Origin of the sequence: Streptomyces rishiriensis (assembly GCF_030815485.1) — a bacterium.
Classification (GTDB): Bacteria; Actinomycetota; Actinomycetes; order Streptomycetales; family Streptomycetaceae; genus Streptomyces; species Streptomyces rishiriensis_A.
The window spans coordinates 3,296,292-3,316,304 of sequence record NZ_JAUSWV010000002.1; the positions used below are offsets into that span (position 1 = coordinate 3,296,292).

Below are 20,013 nucleotides of genomic sequence, written 5' to 3' on the forward strand. Positions count from 1 at the left end.
CGAGGGGGAGGTCCGGCTCAGTCCGGGGCGGAGCGGTAGGGAAACACGCCGACGCGCAGCCCGGCCGGGTCCTCCGCGTCGTCGTCATCCCGGTGATGCCGGTTCGGGACCGCGCCTCCCCGGTACCCAGCGGGCCCGTGCGCCCTCGGCCAGGACCGGAAGGATCAGAGGGCCCGGCCGGGCGGCCACCGGAAGCCGTGGATCGTAAATGGGCAGAGGCTCACCCACCGCCGTGATCAGTAGGCCACAGCCAGGCGAAGGCATCCTGATGCGCCGTCAGATCCTGGCATTCTCCCCTTGTTGACTTCAACGAACCATTCGGTCATCTGGTCATCAGCCAGGACCAGGCGTCCGCGTCCCGCTCCAGCCAGGTGCAGAGCACATCGAGGGTCTCGTACAGGGGAAACGAAATGCGCTTGGCGTGATCCTCTACATAGCCGCGCACTGTCGTCGCGAAATCACCGGCAGTGCCCTCGGGGTCGAAGTCGATGCTGAAGTGATCGCGGTGGTAGCGGCGCTCGATCCCCCGCACTTCCTCGTTCACCTCGCCGAGGCGCGCTACGCCGCAGAATTGCGGTTTGCCTCCCCAGTTGGTCACACGGACGTACCGCAAAACCCGGACATCACCGAGGCCGATCGCGTCCCGGCTGCGCAGCCCGAGCTCCTCGGACATCTCGCGCAGCATCGTGCTCTTGACCAACCGCAGCAGGTCGGGACAGCGCCGCAGATCCTTCCAGTCCATGGAACCGCTGCCCGAGGCGGCCAGCATGCCCTGGTTCGTGTCGTTCTTGTCGCCCTGGAGAGTCAGCACGACACGACCGCTGGTGGTCACGGCCACCACATCGACGCCGAGATGGTTGGAGCAACTGCTGTAACGCAGTCGCGGGATCGTGCCGTTGCGCAGAAGCACCGCTTCGCTGGAGACCAGCTCCCGGCGCCGCCGCTGTTCGCGCAACATCACCTCCCCGAGCAGGTTGGTGACCACGTGCGCCGAGTACTGGGTCTTCTGCACTCGGACCCGGTCCGTGTCGGGAAGCAGATCGTCAGCCAGCCGGATCTTGTCATCGTCGAAGTCGAGCAGGACGCGGACAAGCCGGCGCACTCCCTCGCACTCGGCGGGCACGTCCCACAAGCCCGGCTCGATCTGGAGTGGGATGTCCGGGTCACTGCGCAGGCGGGCGTCCACGTCCTCACTGTGCACCGAGGAGAACTCGTTGAAGTGGAGGCGGCTCCAGCCGTCGTACGGCGCGGCGTACGCGGCGTCGAACGGGCTGATGCGGCTGTCGCGGTAGATCCGTGACACACGCTGCCAGTCTTCGACGATCTGAGTGAGAATTCCGATCAGGGACGCAAGGATGCCGCCCAGTCCCAGCAGTAGCGGAACCAGAGAGCCGTCCTCGAAACCCACGACACTGATGAGGACCCCGAGGACTCCTATGCCGAGCAGGCTGCCGTGCAGCGCCGACAGTCGCCCGAACCGTCCCAGGATGATGCGGAGCAGGTACGGCATGTGCGCACGCAAGGCACGACTGCTGGTCAACTGCATCGGTTCGACTCCCATCCATGGAAAGCAGAATCCGGGCGGCCGGAGGGGGCGTCGCTGCCGATCCGTCCATAAGCACGGGCGACGGACGCTGTCAGTCTCCGGGATTTCCCTGCCACGGCTGGAAGTGCCGGCCACCCACTTCAAGGTAGCGGGTGCCGTCGCTGAACTGCCGTTGCAGCCAAGTGCCGTTGTTGTCGAATATCCGTACCGCATCGACCAGGTTCGTCCGCAGTGTGGCGTCGTCCACGGTCTGGTAGAGCGTGTGCCCCGTCATGAGGATCACGGTGTCGCACCGCCGCAGTCCCTCCGGAAAGCGCAGGGGGCGAGCGCCGGTGATTCCCTGAATTTCGGATGGGGAGTAAAGCGGGTCGTGTGCGTACACCTCCACGCCCCGCTCCTGCATGTCCTGAATCAGCTGGAGCGACGGAGACCGAGTGTGGATCTTCATGTCCGAGGCGTATGCGATGCCCAGTACCGCAGCACGGCCGACCGGCCCGTGCTGCCCACACCGTCTGACGGAGAGCGGAGAACAGGTCCTTCTCCACGCGCTCGAAGTCGGCCACGGCACCCTGGGCACGCGGCTCCGTGCCCAGGTAGTCCTTGGCGAGGGGAACGCAATAGCCGCCGATGCCGAACGAAGGATGGTAGAGATCCATGTTCCACTTCGTCGACGCGAGGCGCAGGATGTCGGCCACGTCGAAGTCCGGCAGCGCCAGGCTGAGTTCGCAGGCCAACAAGATGTCGCGGTACCGGAAGTAGTTCTCGACCACCTTGACCATGGCGGCGTGCCGGGCGTCCCGCGCCTCGAACACCTCATCACAGACCGCCGTGTACAGACGCCGCATCAGCGCAACGATCTCGGGGCTCTCACCGCCGATGACCTTTGGCGTGGAGGCCATGTCGCGCTCCCGGTTCGTCAACCAGTCACGGCGAGGGGAGACCCCCACGTGGTAGTCGAGACCCCGCCGCCATCCAGCGTCGCCCAGCACTCTGTGCACCACTGAGTCGAGCCAGACGGGAGCGATGGTCGACTCGATGATCAGGTGAAGCGGCCGGGCGAGTGCCCCCTCCGCCAGGCGCATGACAACATCGCGCAGTGCGGAAGCGTCGATGACGCCGTTGGCCTCGGTGGGCACGCACAGGATGTGCACGGCATGGCCGGACTGGAGCGCGTCGGTCACATCCGTGGTGGCGCGCAGGGTTCCCCGGAGTACCTCGGTGCCGAAGTCGTCCGGCAGGTGCGGCAGGTGGTGGAAGGGCAGTTCGCCGCGGTTGAGTCTGGCAACCCGCTCGGGGTCGACGTCTATCACGACGCAGGGCCGCCCCGCCCTGGCAAGAGCACCGGCCAGTGAGTAGCCGATCAGCCCGAGCCCCCAGATGCACAGCTCCCCGTCGTCAGTCGTGGTCATGCGAGCTCCTCCCCCAGATGCCTGCACGCGGTCCGCCGTACGGTCTTCCGTCCACGCTCCCAGGTACGGGACCTGTCCATGCGGACGTCTGTCCCCGCCGATGCGGCACAGAGGGCTATGCCCGCCGCAGCCGGGAGTATGTCAGCGGAGCCTGTCCGTCCCGTACCGGGCGATCGAGCGCCGTGCGGGGCCTCGGCTACGAGTCACGGGCCAAGGAAGGTGCGGGCGAGGGAGCCTGGGATACCGGGGTACCGGGATGCCGGGCAACTCGACCGGCTGTGGTTCAGGTTCACCCGTCGGCCCGGGCGAGCGTTAGCCTCACGGCAGACGGGGTGTACGAGCGGGCAGAGAGAGAAGGCGGGCAGACATGGTGCGGGTTCCCAGTGCGGTGATCGCCGCGGGCGGGCTGGTCGGTGGGTACGGCGTGGCGCGGTGGACGCGGAAGCGACCGCTGGGCGGGGCCGTTCTCGCCGTCGCGGGGGCCGCGGCCGCGCAGCAGTGGCGGCGGCAGGCGGGCGGGAAGGCGGCCGGGGCGCTGAGCGTCGCGTACGTCGCCGCCTTCGCCGGGTCGCATCCGCTGGCGAAGAAGGTGGGCGCCTGGCCGTCGGTGTTCGGCGTGGCGGGCGCGGTCGCGCTCGCGTCGTGGGCCGTCGCCGACCGGCACGCCTGAGCGGAGGCCGCTCTCAGGAGGCCTGGTCGCCGGCCCCGGCGCCACGCACCTGGTTCCCTGGCCCCCGCCGGTCCGCCTGTCCCGTCTCCCCTGCTCCCTCCCCCGACCGGAACGCCCGCCGGTATCCCTGGGGGCTGGTGCCGACCACCTTGCGGAAGCGTTCACGGAAGGCCGTCGGGGAGCCGAAGCCCGCCTGGGCGGCGATGCGTTCCACCGGGTACGCCGTCGACTCCAGCAGGTACTGCGCGCGCCGCACCCGGGCCCGGTGCAGCCAGCGCAGCGGTGTCGTGCCGGTCTGCTCGCGGAAGCGGCGGTTGAGGGTGCGGGTGCTCATGCCGGCCCGTCCGGCGATCTGCTCCAGCGTCACCTCCCGGCCGCAGTTGTCCTCCAGCCAGGCCAGCACGGGTTCGAGAGCCGCCCCGGCGGGCGCGGGCGGCAGGTCGTGGACGATGAACTGGGCCTGACCGCCCTCCCGTTCGAGCGGCATGACCGACATCCGGGCCGCCTGTGCGGCGACCGCCGAGCCGTAGTCGGAGCGGATCATGTGCAGGCACATGTCGAGGGCCGCGGCCGCGCCCGCCGACGTGAGGAACTGGCCGTTGTCGACGTAGAGGACGTTCGGGTCGACCGTCAACTTCGGGTAGCGCTCGGCCAGCTCGCGCGCCGCGATCCAGTGCGTCGTCGCGCGCAGTCCGTCCAGCAGGCCCGTCGCGGCGAACAGGAACGCGCCGACGCAGACCGAGGCGATCCGGGTACCGCCCGCCGCCGCGTCCCGCAGTGCCTCCGCGACGCCGATCGGCAGCTCGTCCGGCGGGTTCGCCACCCCGGGCAGGATGATCGTGTCCGCCTCGGCCAGTGCCTCGAGCCCGTACGGCGCGCGCACGGTGAACGCCCCCGCGCTCACCTCCCCGGAGGGGGCCGGCGAGCAGACCCTGACCCGGTACGCCGGACGCCCGTCGGGCAGCCGCGGCCAGCCGAAGGCGTCGATCGGGGCGGACAGATCGAACGGGACGACCCCGTCCAGGACCAGTACGGCGACGGTATGCATGGCAAGAGGGTAGGCATACGACGGATTACGGCCACCCCGGCTCCCCCGGGCCACCGACCCCCGGGTCACCGGCCACCTGGGGCACCGGCCGCCCGCGTCACCGGCCTCCGCCGATCTCGGGCCCCTCCTGGCCACCGGGTCGCTGCCCCGGCCCTCGGCCCGGGCTGGCAAGGTCGCTGCCCGGGCCCTGGTTACCGGCGGCACCAGCTCCGCGGCGCTGGCGAGAATCCGTCGGCCTCTGGCATTTCCGCCGCTTCTGCGGGTGGCCGGCGCCGCCTAGCGTCGGGGCGTGACCAAGTTCCTCCTCGCCGTGCACGTCCTCGTCGCGATCGTCGCGATCGGGCCCGTCACCGTCGCCGCCAGCATGTTCCCGCCCGCCGCGCGCCGCGCCCTGGCCGCGCCCGACGACGCCCGCGCGAGCGAGACCGTGCGGCTGCTGCACCGCATCTGCCAGGTGTACGCGGCCGTCGGCCTCGCCGTCCCGGTCTTCGGGTTCGCCACGGCCGGTGCGATGGGGGTCATGGGTGACCCCTGGCTGATCGCGTCGATCGTGCTGACCGTGCTGGCCGCGGGTGTGCTGCTGGTCCTCGTGCTGCCCCGGCAGGAGATGCTCGTCGAGGGCGCGGGGGTACGGGAGACCACGGTTCGACTCGCCATGTTCACCGGCCTGTTCAATCTGCTGTGGGCGACCGTGACGATCCTGATGATCGTCCGGCCGGGGTCGACGACGGGAGCCTGATCCTCATCCTGGGCCGGGCCCACGACGGGGCCTGCTCCTGACCCTGGTCGCCGCCCTCGCCACTGTCCGCGTCCACCTCCGGTGCCGGTGCGTCGGGTGGATCGGCGACGCCGTCCCTCGCGGCGGACCCGGCCGGGGCGGAGGCCGCCGCGAAGAGCGGCGGCCTCGCTTCCACCGGATCCACCGACCTCGCCGCGTGGACCGCGACCACCGGACTCACCGCCCTGGTCGGCGGTCTGCTGTTGCCGCGCCGACGAGGGCGGCCAGGGGCCGGACCGAGTAGGGACCGTGTAGCCGGAGGGCCGAGCAGGGGGCCGAGCAGCCGGAGTCGGGTGCACCCCCGGTGCGGCTGCCGCGTCCCGTCCCGTCCCGTCAGGCGGTGGCCTTCCGCGGCGCGCTCGGCGTCGGACCGCCCGGCGTCGTCGCCTCGGTTTCCTTCGCCGCCGCCGTCAGCGGCTGGGCGATGTCCTCCAGGGAGCGTCGCTCGGCCTTGACCGCCAGGAACACCGCCACCAGGCCCGCCGCGCACATCAGGCCCGCGCCGATGCAGAAGGCGAGGACCGTGTCGCCGACCTTGCCCGTGTCGGTGAGTTCGGCGAACAGCAACGGGCCGCTGATGCCGCCGGCTGCGGTGCCGAGGGCGTAGAAGAAGGCGATGGACATCGCGCGGGTCTCCATCGGGAAGATCTCGGACACCGTCAGATAGGCGCTCGACGCGCCCGCCGACGCGAAGAACAGCACCACGCACCAGCAGGCCGTCATCGTCGTCGCGGTCAGCGACCCCTGGTCGAACAGCCAGGCGGTACCGAACAGCAGCAGACCCGAGAGCAGATACGTCGAGGAGATCATCACCCGTCGGCCCACCGTGTCGAACAGCTTGCCCAGCAGCAGCGGACCGCAGAAGTTGCCGATGGCGATGACGGCGAAGTAGTAGCCGGTGTTGCCGCTCGGCACGTCGAAGAACTTGGTCAGGATCGCGCCGAAGCCGAAGGTGATCGCGTTGTAGAGGAAGGCCTGCCCGATGAAGAGGGAGAAGCCGAGGACCGCGCGGCGCCGGTAGGAGGAGAACACCGTGCGGGCGATCTCGACGAAGGAGACGCTGCGGCGCTGGTGGATGGTGAGCTCGCTCTCGGCCCGGGGCAGCCGCTCCCCCCGCTCCTGCTCGATCTGCTGTTCGATCGAGGTGACGATCTCCTCGGCCTCCCGGTCCCGGCCGTGGATCAGCAGCCACCGCGGGCTCTCCGGGACGTGCCGCCGTACGAGCAGGATGACCAGGGCGAGGACGGCGCCCAGCGCGAACGTCAGCCGCCAGCCGACGTCCGCCGCGAAGATCTCCGTGTTCAGGGCGACGATCGACAGCAGCGAACCGGCGACCGCGCCCAGCCAGAAGCTGCCGTTGATGATCAGGTCGACGCGGCCCCGGTACTGCGCGGGGATGAGTTCGTCGATCGCGGAGTTGATGGCCGCGTACTCACCGCCGATGCCGAAGCCGGTGAGGAAGCGGAAGAGCAGGAACCACCAGGTGTCGAAGGAGATCGCGGTCAGGGCGGTGGCCGCCAGATACACCGCGAGGGTGATCATGAACAGCTTCTTGCGGCCCCACTTGTCGGTCAGCCGCCCCCAGAAGAGGGCGCCGACACAGGCGCCCGCCACATACAGCGCGGCCGCGATACCGGTGACCTGGCCGGAGGTGATCGGCAGGCCGCTTCCCGGCTCGGACAACCGGCTCGCGATGTTCCCGACGACCGTGACCTCCAGGCCGTCCAGGATCCATACGGTGCCGAGCCCGAAGACGATGGTCCAGTGCCAGCGCGACCAGGGCAGCCGGTCGAGGCGGGCGGGGATGTCGGTGGTGATCGTGCGGTCCGTCTCGGCCGGCACGGCTGCTTCTGCGCTGGTCATGGGCTCCCTCCTCGGCACGCTCCCCATCGGGCGGCACGCGGATCGGGTTCCCGCGACCGGCCGGTTCACGCCCCGAGCGCGCGCGCCACCGTGTAGATCAGCACCCCGGCCAGCGAACCCACCACCGTGCCGTTGATCCGGATGAACTGGAGGTCACGGCCGATGTTGGCCTCGATCTTGCGGGTCGTGTGCTCCGCGTCCCAGCCCGCGACCGTGTCGGTGATCAGGGAGGTGATCTCCTTCCGGTACGTCGTCACCACGTGCACCGCCGCGCCCTCGACCCAGCTCTCCACCTTCTCCTGGACCTTGCGCTCGGTGGCCATCCGGGCGCCCAGGGACAGCAGCGAGGCCCGCACCCGCAGCCGCAGCTCACTGCGCTCGTCCTCCGCAGCCGCGACGATCATGGAACGGACGGCGGTCCAGGCGGAGGCGATCAGGTCCTGGACCTCGCCCCGGCCCAGCACCTCACCCTTGAGCCGCTCCACGCGCGCCCGGGTGTCCGTGTCGGACTGGAGGTCGGAGGCGAAGTCGGTGAGGAACCGGTCGAGAGCGCCCCGGGCCGGGTGGGACGGCATGTCCCGCATCTCCGCGCAGAACCGCAGCAGCTCCTTGTAGACGCGTTCACCGATCCGCTTGTCGACGAACCGGGGGGTCCAGCCGGGCGCCCCGCCCTCCACCGCGCCCATCACCGAGTCGCCGTGCAGCACCAGCCAGTCGTACGCCCGGGTCACCACCAGGTCCACGGCCCGCCGGTGACCGCCGTCCGCGACGACCTTCTCCAGCATCTTCCCGATGCCCGGGGCGATCTCCTGCGCGTCCGCGCGACGCGTGATCGCCTCCCCCACCACCGCCTGCACGTCCGAGTCGCGCAGCACCGTGAGCGCGCCCCGCAGCGCCGTCGCCAGCTCGGCCGTCACCCGGTCGGCGTGCTCCGGCTCGGCCAGCCAGGCGCCCAGCCGGGTGCCGATGCCGACCACGCGCAGCCGCTGCCGTACGACGTCCTCGGAGAGAAAGTTCTCCCCGACGAACTCGCCCAGCGAGACACCCAGTTGGTCCTTCTTGTTCGGGATGATCGCGGTGTGCGGGATGGGCAGACCGAGTGGGTGACGGAACAGCGCCGTGACCGCGAACCAGTCGGCGAGCGCACCGACCATGCCCGCCTCGGCGGCAGCCGCCACATAGCCCGCCCAGGGGCCCGCGCCCCGGTGGGAGGCCCATTCGGCGAGGACGTACACCACGGCCACGAACAGCAGCAGCCCGGCCGCGGTGAGCTTCATCCGGCGCACACCGCGCTGTTTCTCCTCGTCGGCGGCGCTGAAGACGGTCATCGTGCGCACCGCCCTGGTGCCGACGGGCTGTTCCGCTTCCGTACGATCCATCCGTTCCATCCGTTCCGGTCGACGCCCCGTCCCACCCATGTCCCGCACGCAGATATTGTCCCTGCTTGACCGACTCCTGGAACGGAACAAGAGTTCCCGGCGTCTCCTTCGGTGGGGAGCTCAACGGTGAACTCCTGCGCGCACGCATGACTGCACCGACGCACGCCTGCATGGACGCATCACTGCATCGACACATCCCTGCATGACCCGGAGCCGTACCGCTCCCCTCACCGAGGAGAACCCCCGCATGACCAGGCGACACGGTTATGCCCTCCTGTCGGCGATCACCGCCCTGATCGTGGGCCTTTCCGCCGCCATATACGCGTCCGCCGCCTCCGACCACGGTCCCGGGCTCGAAGCCCGGGCGGCCGGCCCCGCCGAGGTCCCCGGTCCCGGCAGCGCCGCGCCCATCTCGACGGGCGTCTGGGTCGGCACCTGGGCGGCCGCGCCGGTCAGCGGTGAACCGGGCACCGCGACCGACGGCATGGCGGGCCGCACGGTCCGCAACGTCGTGCACACCAGCGTCGGCGGGACGAGTGCCCGCGTCACGCTGTCCAACCTCTACGGCGTGGGCCCGCTCACCGTGACGCACGCCACCCTCGCCGTCGCCACCGGCGACGGGAGCGCGGCCGCGGTTGCCGACTCCCTGCGCCGGCTCACCTTCGGCGGCGCCACGACGGTCGTCGTCCCGCCCGGCGGGCAGACGGTCAGCGACGCCGTGACCGTCGCCGTCCCGTCCGACTCCGACGTCCTGGTCAGCACCTATTCCCCGACCTCCGCCGGGCCGGTCACCTACCACCCGCACGCCCGGCAGACCAACTACGTCGCCGAGGGCGAGTCCACCGAGGACGTCACCGGCGCCGCGTTCACCGGGGCCGGCGAGTACTGGCGCTACCTGACCGCCCTCGACGTGCTCAGCAACAGGGCGGACGGCACCGTCGTCGCCCTGGGCGACTCCATCACCGACGGCGTCACCTCCACCGCGGGCGCGAACCGCCGCTGGCCCGACGTCCTCGCCGGCCGGCTGCGGGCGAGCGTCGCCGACGGCGGGGACACGCCCCGCTACGGCGTCGTCAACGAGGGCATCAGCGGGAACCGGGTCCTCACCGACGACTCCCGCCACGGCGCCGCAGCGCTCAACCGCTTCGAGCGGGACGTCCTCGGCCGTACGAACGTCAAGGCCGTCGTCATCGACCTCGGCATCAACGACATCCTGCGCGACCCCGGGCTCGCCGACCCGCAGGCGGTCGTGGACGGCCTGCGCACCCTCGTCGAGCGTGCCCACGCCCACGGCATCAGGGTCATCGGCACCACCCTCACGCCGTTCCGCGGCCACCGCGGCTACAGCGACGGCCGCGAGAACGTGCGGCAGCTGATCAACCAGGCGATCCGGGCGGACGCGGTGTTCGACACGGTCGTCGACCTCGACCGGGCGCTGCGCGACCCGTACGACCCGCGCAGCCTGCGTCCGGAGTACGACTCGGGCGACCATCTGCACCCCAGCGACCGGGGCTACCGCAAGATGGCGCGGACCATCGATCTGACGGAACTGGACGGCCCGGCGCCCGCCCGGCTGTGACAGCAGCCGAGCCGCCCGAGGATCCCGGCGCACGCAACGAACCCGGTCTTCCTACCGGGCGCGGGCGTCGCAGCGGCCCCGGTCCTCGCAACGGACTCGGTTCTCGTAGCGGGCCCTGTCCTCGCAGCGAACCGGGTCCTCGCAGCGGGGCCGGGCCCCGGGCCCGGTTCTCGCAGCGGGCTCAGTTCCCGTAGCGGCGCTCCCGCTGTTCCTTCCGCGGGTCGGCCGTCCCCGCCCCGAGGCCGTGTCCCAGCCCGTGCCCGAGTCCGCGGTCCTCGTGGCCCTCGAGCGTCGGGCGGCGGTCCTCCCCGTCCTCGTCCCGGGACGACGAACGCAGCTCGCGCTTCGCCGCCCTGCGGTCCAGCCTCTCCTGGCGCCGGGCGGCCCGCGTCTTCTTGCGCTCGATGCCGACCCCGCCCCAGAAGGCGAACCCGCCGACGACCACCCGCGGCGCGTCCGGGTCACCGGGAACACCGGTCTCCTGCTGGTCGAAGCCGCCCATCACGCCGATCCCGCGGACCACGACCTCGACCCCCGGCGGCACCGTGATCTGCATCCCGCCCATGATCGCGAAGCAGTTGATCTCGACCTCACCGGCGGCGAAGTTGGCCTCCCGCAGGTCGATCTCCCCGCCGCCCCAGAAGGCGAAGCAGGTGAACCGCCGGGGCACCGTCCAGCGACCCCTGCGCTGGAAGCCGGACATCACGGCCACCGCCCAGGTCGACGAACCCTCGCCGCCCACGATCCGTGCCGCCCAACTCCCCTCCTGCGGAGGCTCCTTGTGCAGTGACACGACGGCCGGGGAGGTGAACCCGGCGACCGGCAGGTCCCTGGTGATCGGCGCCAACTCGCGGTACGTGCGCGCCTTGTACGTCTCCTCCAGCCGCTCCTCGAACTCCGTCATGTCGAGCCGGCCCTCCGCGAGGGCGTCCCGCAGGACCTCGGCGACCCGCTCACGATCGGCGTCGGAGGCGCGGAGATCCGGCAGGCCCGGGGCTGCGTCGTCGGTCATATCAGCAGCCTACGAGTTCCCGGGCGCCGGCACTACGGTCTCCCTCGACGCCTCCCGGTCCGAGGGGACTTGCGGGGCGTCCCCCGTCGAATACAGCATCTTCGCGATGACGGCCTCGATGTCCGGCTCCCGCACCGACAGATCCACCAGCGGGTACTCCGCCGCGATCCGGGCGACGAGCGGAGCGGCCGACGCCGCGGCCGGGAACGCCAGCCACTGCCTCGGCCCGTCCACCTTCACCACCCGCGCCGCCTCCCCCACATCGACCGGCGGCAGCTCCCGCGCCAGGTCCACCACCAGCGTCCGCTCGCTCTCCCCCGCCTCGTGCAGCCCGGCGAGCGCACCGTCGTACACCAGACGGCCGTGATCGATGACCATCACCCGGGAACAGAGCTGCTCGATGTCCTGGAGATCGTGGGTGGTGAGCAGGACCGTCGTGCCGCGCTCGGTGTTCAGCTCGCGCAGGAACTCCCGCACCCGCCCCTTGGAGACCACGTCGAGACCGATCGTCGGCTCGTCCAGATAGAGCACCTCGGGATCGTGCAGCAGGGCCGCAGCGATGTCGCCGCGCATGCGCTGGCCGAGCGACAGCTGACGCACCGGCACCTCCAACAGCGCTGACAGGTCGAGGAGTTCGACCAGCCGGTCGAGGTTCTCCCGATAACGGCCGTCCGGGATCCGGTACATGCGGTGCATCAGCCGATAGGAGTCGATCAGCGGAAGGTCCCACCACAGCGTCGTACGCTGCCCGAACACCACCCCTATGCGATGCGCCAGCCGCGTCCGCTCACGGGACGGATCGATCCCGGCGACCCGCAGCCGGCCCCCGCTCGGCGTGAGGATGCCCGTCAGCATCTTGATCGTCGTCGACTTGCCCGCGCCGTTCGGCCCGATGTAGCCGACCATCTCACCGCGCGCCACGGTGAAGGAGATCGAGTCCACCGCCCGCACCCGTCGCAGCTCCCGCCGCAGAAAACCGGTCCGCCTGCGCACGTCGAAGACCTTCTCGACCCGGTCCACCTCGATGAACGCGCTTTCCGACACCGTCGCACCCTCTGACACGGTCGTCCTCAACTCCCCGTACTCCGATACGTCCGCAGCCCCGCCCGCCACGCCAGCCCCGCCGCCGCACAGCACGCCACCGCCACCAGCGGCGGCGCGAACGCCGCCCACTCCGGCAGCCCCAACGGATACGGCCGCCCCAGCACATGGGCCGCCGGCACCCAGTTGACGAACGCCAGCGGCAGCACGAACGTCACCCCGCGCACCAGCTCCTTGCCGAACACCGTCGGCGGATACTGCAACAACGTCTGACCGCCGTACGTGAACGCCGCCTGCACCTCGGACGCGTCCTGCGCCACGAACTGGAACGCCGCACCGGTCACGAACACCGCCGCGAAGATCACCCCGCCGCACACCAGCATGACGGGCACCAACGCCACCTTCACCGGCGACCAGACGACGTCCAGCGCGACGCACGCATAGCCCAGCACCAGCCCGCCCTGGATCAACCGGGCGACCCGGCGCAGCGCGAACCGGTCCGCGGCGACCTGGGCCAGCACCGGCGCGGGCCGCACCAGCAGCGTGTCGAGCGTGCCGTCCCGCACCCGCGAGCCCAGCCGGCCCGCCGAGCCGATCGACAGATCCGCGAGCCCGAACGACGTCGCCGACAACCCGTACAGAAAGGCGACCTCCGGCAGCGTGTAACCGCCGAGCACGTCCACCTGCGAGAACATGAGCAAGATCGCGACAAAGTCCAGCCCCGTCACCAGCAGACCACCGACCACGGTCAGCACGAACGACACCCGGTACGCCAGCGTCGACCGGATCCACATGCCGGCGATCAGCCGGTAGGCCCGCAACCCCTCCGTCAGCCGGCCCGTCTCACCCACCCTGCACCACCACCCGCCGCGTCGCCGCCCCCTGCACCAGGCGGCCCACCGCCAGCAGCACCACCGCCCAGCCCGCCTGGAAAGCGAACGCGGGCCAAGGATCCGTCCGCCCCAGCAGCACGTCGGCGGGCGTCTGCAGCAAGGCCGACCAGGGCAGCAGCGTCACGATGTCCCCGAGCGGCCGCGGAAACGCGTTGAGCGGCAGCGCCATCCCCGAGAAGAACATCCCGGTGACCATCAGCACCTGCACCGCACCCGTGCCGTCCATCAGCCAGAACCCGCTCAGCGCCACCAGGAACCGGATCCCGTAACTGACCACCATCGCGAGCGCGATCGTCACCGCGAAGGCCAGCCACGTCACCGGATCGAGCGGCAGCGCCGTCGGAAAGAACAACGCCCCGAAGACGAACGGCAGCACCCCGCGGCCCAGCAACTGGAACAGCGCCCGCCCCAGATCACTCGCCAGCCACCACGCCTGGAGATCGGCCGGCCGATACAGGTCCACGGCCACCTCGCCGGTGCGGATCCGCTCCATCAACTCGATCTCGAACCCGCCGCCCTGGATCGCGAGCGTCGCGAACAGCGCCTGCCCCAACCACACATAGGTCACCGCCTGTGCCTGGTCATAGCCGCCCAGATGCGGCCGCTCGTCCCACAACGCCAGATAGGTGTAGACGAGGATCAGGCCGAAAACGGTATTGGTGAACACCCCCGCGGCCGTGGCCACCCGGTACGTCGCGTACCTTCTGAAACCTCCCGCCGCGACGGCCGCGTACAACCGCGCCGATCCCAAGGCAACCTTCCTCCTCGCCCGCTAGTCACCCCTGGTGCCCCCTTCGACACCGAAACGCAGGAGCCTAGTGCGCCGCTCCGGCCGCGTGCCACGTGTTTTCCGGGCACGACGTGTGACCGAACGCGCGCCGATTGCCGGGAACGGAACGCCGGGTGCGAGAGTCTTCAACAGGGGACGCAGAAGGCGTACGAGGCTTACAAGGCTTTACGAGGCGCACGGAACGTACGACGCGAAACAGGAGTCCAGCAGCACATGAGTGACGAGCCACAGCCGCAGGAGCCCACCGAGGGCTCGGCACCCGGAGCACCCGAGGCGGGTGACCGAGGAAGTGGCGAGGAAGGCAAGAAGATGAAACGACCCAAGCGCACCGGCCTGCGCCGGCTCCTGCCCACCTGGCGGATGATGCTCGGCACGTTCGTCCTCGGCGTCCTGGTGCTCGGCGGACTCTTCGTCCTCGGCTACTCCATGGTCAAGATCCCACCGGCCAACGCGCTCGCCACCAAGCAGTCCAACGTCTACCTCTACGCAGACGGCACCGAGATCGCCCGTGACGGCACCGTCAACCGCGAGAACGTCGACCTCGCCCAGATCTCCAAGGACGCCCAGCACGCCGTCCTGGCCGCCGAGGACCGCGACTTCTACACCGAGTCCGCCATCGACCCCAAGGCGATGCTGCGGGCCGGCTGGAACACCGCCACCGGCAAGGGCAAGCAGTCCGGCTCCACGATCACCCAGCAGTACGTGAAGAACTACTACCTCGCGCAGGAACAGACCGTCACCCGCAAGGTGAAGGAGTTCTTCATCTCCATCAAGCTGGACCGCGAGACCTCCAAGGACGACATCCTCGAGGGCTACCTCAACACCAGCTATTTCGGCCGCAACGCCTACGGCATGCAGGCCGCCGCCAAGGCCTACTTCGGCGTCGAGGCCGCCAAGCTCACCCCCGCCCAGGGCGCCTACCTCGCCGCCCTGGTCAACGCGCCCAGCGAGTACGACATCATCGCCCACCCCGAGAACAAGGCCGCCGCCGAGGCCCGCTGGAACTACGTCCTCGACGGCATGGTCACCAAGGGCTGGCTCAGCGAGTCCCGGCGCACCGGCATGAAGTTCCCCGCGGTCCAGGAGACCTCCGGCGCCGACACCGGCATGTCGGGACAGCGCGGCTACCTCGTCAACGCGATCAAGGACTACCTGCGCGACAACAAGATCGTCACCCAGGAAGAACTCGACGCCGGCGGCTACCGCATCACCACCACCATCGACAAGAGCAAGCAGAACGCCTTCGTCGACGCCGTCGACGACAAGCTGATGAAGAAGCTCGACCAGAAGAACCGCAAGGTCGACACCTACGTCCGCGCGGGCGGCGCCGCCGTCGAACCCAAGACCGGCAAGGTCCTCGCCCTGTACGGCGGCATCGACTACATCAAGCAGTACACCAACAACGCCACCCGTCAGGACTTCCAGGTCGGCTCCACCTTCAAGCCGTTCGTCTTCACCTCGGCCGTCGAGAACGGCTCGGAGACCCAGGACGGCCGCCAGATCACCCCCAACACCGTCTACGACGGCACCAACAAGCGCCCCATCCAGGGCTGGAGCGGCGGCACCTACGCCCCCGAGAACGAGGACTACGTCAACTACGGCAACATCGACGTGCGCACCGCCACCGACAAGTCGGTGAACTCGGTGTACGCGCAGATGGCCGTCGACGTCGGCCCCGCCAAGGTCAAGCAGACCGCGATCGAGCTCGGCCTGCCCACCGACACCCCCGACCTCCAGCCCTACCCCTCCATCGCCCTCGGCACGGCCAACGCCAGCGTCCTGGACATGGCCCAGGCCTACGCCACCCTCGCCAACCACGGCAAGCACGGCACGTACACCCTGATCGAGAAGGTCACCAAGGACGGCTCCGACGTGGTGGACCTGCCCGAGCAGAAGTCCTCCCAGGTCGTCAGCCGCGAGGCCGCCGACACCACCACCTCGGTCCTGCGCAGCGTCGTCCAGAACGGCACCGCCACCGCGGCCCTCGCCGCCGACCGGCCCGCCGCCGGCAAGACCGGCACCGCCGAGGAGGACACCGCCGCCTGGTTCGCCGGCTACACCCCCGACCTGGCCACCGTGGTCGCGGTCATGGGCCAGGACCCGAAGACCGCCCACCACAAGTCCCTCAAGGGCGCCATGGGCCTGCCCCGTATCAACGGCGGCGGCGCGCCCACCGAGATCTGGGCCCAGTTCACCAGGAACGCCCTGAAGGGCACCCCTGCCTCGGACTTCAACCTCCAGATCCAGGAGGGCGGCGAGCAGTCCGCCTACCCCTCGGCCCCGCCCTCCGAGGACGAGCCCACCGACGACGAGACCGACGGCAGCACGCCGAGCTCCGACGCCACCAAGGGCCGGACGCAGGGTCAGACCCAGGGGCAGACGGGCGGCGGCACGACCACGAACGGCACCACCGGCACCACCTCCGGCACCACCTCCGAAGGCGGCACGACCAGCGGCAACACGTCGACCGGCACCACCGACGGCGGCACGGCCACCGGCGGAACGACCTCGGGCACCAGTTCCGGCACCACCGACGGCAACACGTCCACCGGCGCCACCGACGGCGCGACCGGAGACACCGGGAACACGGCGGGCACGACGCTCGGCCCCCAGCTGACGTCGACCGGCTGGGACTGACCGGCACCTCGGCGCCGACGTCCGTCAGTGACCGCCGGTCGCCTTGAGCCCCACCACGGCGACCAGCAGAAGACAGACGAAGAAGATCCGGGCGGCGGTCGCCGGCTCTCCCAGCACCGCCATGCCGACCACGGCGGCCCCCGCCGCCCCGATCCCGACCCAGACGCCATAGGCGGTACCGATGGGAAGGGAGCGGGCGGCGTACGACAGCAGCAGCATGCTGGCGACGATGCCGGCGCCGGTGAACAGACTGGGCACCAGCCGGGTGAACCCGTCCGTGTACTTCATCCCGATCGACCAGCCGACTTCCAGCAGACCGGCGACGACGAGCAGAACCCAGGCCATGAGGAACACCTCCGAGACGCGAACGCGAACGCACTGACACAGCGATGCGTCGTCTTTTCCTGCGTCCCGGTACGGCGCGTCTCGTCGGGTTCCTTCCAAACGTAGCAAAGAAACGCCTGACGGGCTGGCGACCATGATCACCAGCCCGTCAGGCCGACTGAATCAGAGGCCCAGGCCGATCAGGGGCTCAGGCCGATCAGAGACGCGAACCGGTCAGAGACGCGAACCGGTCAGAGATACGAACCGGTCAGAGACGCGAACCGGTCAGAGATACGAACCGGTCAGAGATACGAACCGGTCAGAGATACGAACCGGTCAGAGATACAGGCCGGTCGAGTCCTCGGAGCCCTCGAAGCGGTCGGCCGCCACGGCGTGCAGATCGCGCTCGCGCATCAGCACGTAGGCGACACCCCGCACCTCGACCTCCGCACGGTCCTCCGGGTCGTACAGCACCCGGTCCCCCGGCTCCACGGTCCGCACGTTCTGGCCCACCGCGACGACCTCGGCCCACGCCAGCCGGCGACCGACGGCCGCGGTGGCGGGAATCAGGATCCCGCCACCGGAACGCCGCTCGCCCTCGCCGGCCTCCTGCTTCACGAGCACACGGTCGTGCAGCATCCGGATGGGCAGCTTGTCGTGCGTGGTACTCAGGTCGTCTCTCTTGGCGCTCACACCACTGAACCTACCCCGGCGAGTACGAGAGGAGTGCAGGGGCTCAGCGCTTGCGGCGCCGTCCGCCGAACGTGAGCAGCCCCACGACGGCGACCACGACGAGCGCCACGGGCACGACCCGCTCCAGGCGGGGCGCGCCCTCCTCGTCCACGAACTGCGCCCGCACCTCGCTCACGGCGCGGTTGACCTGGACGTAGGCCCTCCCGAGCGTGTGATCGACGTTGGCGACGACCTTGGCTCTGGCGTCCCCGACGATGGTCTTCGGATGCACCCGCACCCCGATCTCGTCCAGCGTCTCCGCCAGCACCTCGCGGCGGGCCCTGATGTCCGCCTCGATCTGCGCCGGGGTTCTGGTGTCCGACGTCTCCGCCACGGTAAGGCCTCCGAAGTCAGCTGAGTCTTGTTCTGGACAGTCTGTCAGCTCCGCCCGCCGCCGCACTGTCAGGACCCCCGGTTACGCTGGCCCGATGAGCGAGCGACTCCAGCCCGGGGACGTGGCCCCCGCCTTCACCCTCCCCGACGCCGACGGCAACCAGGTGTCCCTGTCGGACCACAAGGGCCGCAAGGTCATCGTCTACTTCTACCCGGCCGCGCTTACCCCCGGCTGCACGAAGCAGGCCTGTGACTTCACGGACAACCTGGAACTGCTGACCGGCGCCGGGTACGACGTCCTCGGCATCTCCCCCGACAGCCCCGAGAAGCTGGGCAGGTTCCGCGACAAGGAGTCCCTGAAGGTCACCCTCCTGGCCGACCCCGAGAAGACCGTCACCGAGGCTTATGCCGCGTACGGCGAGAAGAAGAACTACGGCAAGACGTACATGGGCGTCATCCGCTCCACGATCGTGGTCGACGAGGAGGGCAAGGTGGAACGCGCCCTGTACAACGTCCGCGCCACCGGCCACGTCGCCAAGATCATCAAGGACCTGGGCATCTGAGCCCCTCACCCCCGGCAAGCGGCCCGCGTCGGACCCCCGACACGGGCCGCTTCACGTTTCGGGCGTGACTGTCCGACAATCGATTCGTTACTCCGTACGAGACCACGAACGGGTGGTCGGGGACGGAGGCGGTTTCGATGGGGGCGAGCGCGTACACCAGGGAACGGCTGGAGGAGGCGGCTCGGGGGTCCCGGACGCTGACGGAGGCGTTGGCGACACTGGAGATCGAGCCGGGGAGTCCGACGCGGGGCTATATCCGCGAACGGATGCGCAAGCTCGGGGTGGACACGTCGCACTTCGAACGGGAGGGGGTGAAGTGGACGCGGGAGATCCTGGAGTCGGCGGTGGCCGCTTCGACGAACACGTGCGAGGTGCTGCGGCATCTCGGCCTGGAGATCGTCGGCGGCCACCACACGCACATCAGCCGCCGCATCAAGGCGTACGGGATCGACACGTCGCACTTCCAGGGGCAGACCCGGCGCGGCAAACCGCGGCGTCCCCGGACACCCGAGAGGCTGCTCGTCGAGCAGCCTGCCGGAGCCGCGCGGCGTATCCCGAGTGATCGACTGAAGTGGGCGATGACCACGGTCGGCCTCCTGGAGCGGTGCGGTCTCTGCGGGCTCGAAGCAGTGTGGCAAGGACGTCCACTGCCGCTGGAGGTCGATCACGTCGATGGCAACTGGCGTGACAACCGCATCGAGAACCTGCGATTCCTGTGCCCCAACTGCCATTCCACAACCGAGAGTTACCGCGGGCGCGGCAAGGGGCGCGCATCATGAGCCGTCGTGTGAGGACGGCGCCCGCCAGACCAGGTGCCGAGGTATTGCGCCACGCAGTCGAAGGAACGACCTCCGTCGCGGGCGCCCTCCGCGCCCTGGGAATGGAGCCCTACAACAGCAAGCTACGCGTCCTCCTCCGCCATTGGGTCGAGGAGCACGGCCTCGACACCTCCCACTTCCTCGGGCAGGCGCATCAGCGGGGAGGGCCGGGCACTGTGCCGTCCCGGTGCGCTGCGGACATCCTGGTCCGGCATGACGGCAGTCGCCGGACCCGAACCCATCTACTGCGTCGGGCGCTCCTCGAGCTGGGCGAACCGGAACAGTGCGCAGGCTGCGAGGTCGGCCCCGAGTGGCTCGGCAAACCCATGACCCTGGAGATCGATCACATCAACGGGGACTGGGGCGATGACCGGCGGGAGAACCTGCGGTTGCTGTGCCCCAACTGCCACGCCATCACCGACACCTGGTGCAGAGGGGGCGGACGCAGAGCGACCTAGCCCAGTAAAGTGGGCGGGAGCACTGGCGCCCGTACGCCAAGGGCTGAGCGGCAACTTTTAGGTAGTTGTGTCTGTCGGTTCGAATCCGACCGGGCGTACAAGAAAAACAGGCCCTGCACCTTCGATTCGAAGGCGCAGGG

General features: G+C 70.0%; 19 protein-coding genes, 1 tRNA gene, 1 pseudogene and 1 riboswitch. Of the genes and pseudogenes, 8 read left to right on the forward strand and 13 right to left on the reverse strand.

The window, feature by feature from the left end:
• Positions 1-322: 322 nt before the first annotated feature.
• The 3 genes and pseudogenes from QF030_RS17145 to QF030_RS17150 form a co-directional block, all read right to left on the reverse strand.
• Positions 323-1,546, reverse strand: coding sequence for a hypothetical protein (locus QF030_RS17145; RefSeq protein WP_307163551.1), 1,224 nt, complete (start codon positions 1,544-1,546; stop codon positions 323-325).
• Between the two features lie 91 nt (positions 1,547-1,637).
• Positions 1,638-1,994, reverse strand: coding sequence for a UDP binding domain-containing protein (locus QF030_RS40580; RefSeq protein WP_373428896.1), 357 nt, complete (start codon positions 1,992-1,994; stop codon positions 1,638-1,640).
• A gap of 133 nt (positions 1,995-2,127) precedes the next feature.
• Positions 2,128-2,955 (reverse strand): annotated as a pseudogene (locus tag QF030_RS17150) (NAD-binding protein); the annotation flags it as partial.
• 367 nt (positions 2,956-3,322) lie between these two features.
• Between QF030_RS17150 and QF030_RS17155 the strand changes: the two are divergent.
• Positions 3,323-3,625 carry a hypothetical protein gene (locus QF030_RS17155; RefSeq protein WP_307163553.1) on the forward strand — a complete coding sequence of 101 codons (303 nt, stop codon included), beginning with the start codon at positions 3,323-3,325 and terminating at the stop codon, positions 3,623-3,625.
• A gap of 13 nt (positions 3,626-3,638) precedes the next feature.
• Here the strand turns inward: QF030_RS17155 and QF030_RS17160 are convergent, their stop codons facing one another.
• Positions 3,639-4,673 (reverse strand): GlxA family transcriptional regulator, encoded by a 1,035-nt coding sequence (locus QF030_RS17160; RefSeq protein ID WP_307163554.1) that lies wholly within the window; start codon positions 4,671-4,673, stop codon positions 3,639-3,641.
• Positions 4,674-4,962: 289 nt separating this feature from the next.
• Between QF030_RS17160 and QF030_RS17165 the strand changes: the two genes are divergently transcribed.
• Positions 4,963-5,412: a hypothetical protein gene (locus tag QF030_RS17165; protein WP_307163555.1), complete on the forward strand. Its 450-nt coding sequence runs from the start codon at positions 4,963-4,965 to the stop codon at positions 5,410-5,412.
• A gap of 372 nt (positions 5,413-5,784) precedes the next feature.
• Here the strand turns inward: QF030_RS17165 and QF030_RS17170 are convergent, their stop codons facing one another.
• Both QF030_RS17170 and QF030_RS17175 read right to left on the reverse strand, forming a co-directional pair.
• Positions 5,785-7,314, reverse strand: a complete 1,530-nt coding sequence (locus QF030_RS17170; protein ID WP_307163556.1) for an MFS transporter — start codon at positions 7,312-7,314, stop codon at positions 5,785-5,787.
• Positions 7,315-7,379: 65 nt separating this feature from the next.
• Positions 7,380-8,702 (reverse strand): DUF445 domain-containing protein, encoded by a 1,323-nt coding sequence (locus QF030_RS17175; protein WP_307163557.1) that lies wholly within the window; start codon positions 8,700-8,702, stop codon positions 7,380-7,382.
• A gap of 238 nt (positions 8,703-8,940) precedes the next feature.
• Here QF030_RS17175 and QF030_RS17180 point away from each other — a divergent pair, with 238 nt between their 5' ends.
• The gene (locus QF030_RS17180) at positions 8,941-10,272 is read left to right on the forward strand and encodes an SGNH/GDSL hydrolase family protein (RefSeq protein WP_307163558.1); all 1,332 of its coding nucleotides are present in this window, start codon (positions 8,941-8,943) and stop codon (positions 10,270-10,272) included.
• A gap of 181 nt (positions 10,273-10,453) precedes the next feature.
• On the opposite strand, the gene QF030_RS17185 is transcribed toward QF030_RS17180, so the two are convergent.
• From QF030_RS17185 to QF030_RS17200, 4 genes are read right to left on the reverse strand one after another with little or no spacing between them, the layout of a single operon-like run.
• The gene (locus tag QF030_RS17185) at positions 10,454-11,284 is read right to left on the reverse strand and encodes a DUF1707 SHOCT-like domain-containing protein (RefSeq protein WP_307163559.1); all 831 of its coding nucleotides are present in this window, start codon (positions 11,282-11,284) and stop codon (positions 10,454-10,456) included.
• 9 nt (positions 11,285-11,293) lie between these two features.
• Complete coding sequence (locus QF030_RS17190) at positions 11,294-12,328, reverse strand: ABC transporter ATP-binding protein (protein ID WP_307163560.1); 1,035 nt, start codon at positions 12,326-12,328, stop codon at positions 11,294-11,296.
• Between the two features lie 26 nt (positions 12,329-12,354).
• Positions 12,355-13,119: an ABC transporter permease gene (locus QF030_RS17195; protein ID WP_307167597.1), complete on the reverse strand. Its 765-nt coding sequence runs from the start codon at positions 13,117-13,119 to the stop codon at positions 12,355-12,357.
• Positions 13,120-13,168: 49 nt separating this feature from the next.
• Positions 13,169-13,969 (reverse strand): ABC transporter permease, encoded by an 801-nt coding sequence (locus QF030_RS17200; protein ID WP_307163561.1) that lies wholly within the window; start codon positions 13,967-13,969, stop codon positions 13,169-13,171.
• A gap of 252 nt (positions 13,970-14,221) precedes the next feature.
• Between QF030_RS17200 and QF030_RS17205 the strand changes: the two genes are divergently transcribed.
• Entirely contained in the window at positions 14,222-16,645 is a 2,424-nt protein-coding gene (locus QF030_RS17205) for a transglycosylase domain-containing protein (RefSeq protein WP_307163562.1), read from the forward strand.
• Between the two features lie 24 nt (positions 16,646-16,669).
• Here QF030_RS17205 and QF030_RS17210 read toward each other — a convergent pair whose 3' ends face one another.
• The 3 genes from QF030_RS17210 to QF030_RS17220 form a co-directional block, all read right to left on the reverse strand.
• Entirely contained in the window at positions 16,670-16,990 is a 321-nt protein-coding gene (locus QF030_RS17210; RefSeq protein ID WP_307163563.1) for a DMT family transporter, read from the reverse strand.
• Positions 16,991-17,033: 43 nt separating this feature from the next.
• A riboswitch (guanidine-III (ykkC-III) riboswitch) is annotated at positions 17,034-17,101 on the reverse strand.
• Positions 17,102-17,305: 204 nt separating this feature from the next.
• Positions 17,306-17,608 carry a GroES family chaperonin gene (locus QF030_RS17215; protein ID WP_373428897.1) on the reverse strand — a complete coding sequence of 101 codons (303 nt, stop codon included), beginning with the start codon at positions 17,606-17,608 and terminating at the stop codon, positions 17,306-17,308.
• A gap of 97 nt (positions 17,609-17,705) precedes the next feature.
• A complete protein-coding gene (locus tag QF030_RS17220) occupies positions 17,706-18,035 on the reverse strand; it encodes a DUF3618 domain-containing protein (RefSeq protein ID WP_307163565.1) in 330 nt (109 codons plus the stop codon).
• Positions 18,036-18,129: 94 nt separating this feature from the next.
• Here QF030_RS17220 and bcp point away from each other — a divergent pair, with 94 nt between their 5' ends.
• From bcp to QF030_RS17240, 4 genes are all read left to right on the forward strand, one after another.
• The gene (bcp, locus tag QF030_RS17225) at positions 18,130-18,597 is read left to right on the forward strand and encodes a thioredoxin-dependent thiol peroxidase (protein ID WP_307163566.1); all 468 of its coding nucleotides are present in this window, start codon (positions 18,130-18,132) and stop codon (positions 18,595-18,597) included.
• Between the two features lie 137 nt (positions 18,598-18,734).
• A complete protein-coding gene (locus QF030_RS17230) occupies positions 18,735-19,376 on the forward strand; it encodes an HNH endonuclease signature motif containing protein (RefSeq protein WP_307163567.1) in 642 nt (213 codons plus the stop codon).
• Positions 19,377-19,420: 44 nt separating this feature from the next.
• Entirely contained in the window at positions 19,421-19,873 is a 453-nt protein-coding gene (locus tag QF030_RS17235; RefSeq protein ID WP_307163568.1) for an HNH endonuclease signature motif containing protein, read from the forward strand.
• Positions 19,874-19,898: 25 nt separating this feature from the next.
• Positions 19,899-19,971, forward strand: a tRNA-Leu gene (locus QF030_RS17240).
• Positions 19,972-20,013: the final 42 nt, after the last annotated feature.

Excerpts from the sequence above, each read along its gene's own strand:
- QF030_RS17145 (WP_307163551.1), bottom strand. The coding sequence starts at position 1,546 with ATGCAGTTGACCAGCAGTCGTGCCTTGCGTGCGCACATGCCGTACCTG.
- QF030_RS40580 (WP_373428896.1), bottom strand. The coding sequence starts at position 1,994 with ATGAAGATCCACACTCGGTCTCCGTCGCTCCAGCTGATTCAGGACATG.
- QF030_RS17155 (WP_307163553.1), top strand. The coding sequence starts at position 3,323 with ATGGTGCGGGTTCCCAGTGCGGTGATCGCCGCGGGCGGGCTGGTCGGT.
- QF030_RS17160 (WP_307163554.1), bottom strand. The coding sequence starts at position 4,673 with ATGCATACCGTCGCCGTACTGGTCCTGGACGGGGTCGTCCCGTTCGAT.
- QF030_RS17170 (WP_307163556.1), bottom strand. The coding sequence starts at position 7,314 with ATGACCAGCGCAGAAGCAGCCGTGCCGGCCGAGACGGACCGCACGATC.
- QF030_RS17175 (WP_307163557.1), bottom strand. The coding sequence starts at position 8,702 with ATGGAACGGATGGATCGTACGGAAGCGGAACAGCCCGTCGGCACCAGG.
- QF030_RS17180 (WP_307163558.1), top strand. The coding sequence starts at position 8,941 with ATGACCAGGCGACACGGTTATGCCCTCCTGTCGGCGATCACCGCCCTG.
- QF030_RS17185 (WP_307163559.1), bottom strand. The coding sequence starts at position 11,284 with ATGACCGACGACGCAGCCCCGGGCCTGCCGGATCTCCGCGCCTCCGAC.
- QF030_RS17195 (WP_307167597.1), bottom strand. The coding sequence starts at position 13,119 with ATGTGGATCCGGTCGACGCTGGCGTACCGGGTGTCGTTCGTGCTGACC.
- QF030_RS17205 (WP_307163562.1), top strand. The coding sequence starts at position 14,222 with ATGAGTGACGAGCCACAGCCGCAGGAGCCCACCGAGGGCTCGGCACCC.
- QF030_RS17210 (WP_307163563.1), bottom strand. The coding sequence starts at position 16,990 with ATGGCCTGGGTTCTGCTCGTCGTCGCCGGTCTGCTGGAAGTCGGCTGG.
- QF030_RS17215 (WP_373428897.1), bottom strand. The coding sequence starts at position 17,608 with ATGCTGCACGACCGTGTGCTCGTGAAGCAGGAGGCCGGCGAGGGCGAG.
- bcp (WP_307163566.1), top strand. The coding sequence starts at position 18,130 with ATGAGCGAGCGACTCCAGCCCGGGGACGTGGCCCCCGCCTTCACCCTC.
- QF030_RS17230 (WP_307163567.1), top strand. The coding sequence starts at position 18,735 with ATGGGGGCGAGCGCGTACACCAGGGAACGGCTGGAGGAGGCGGCTCGG.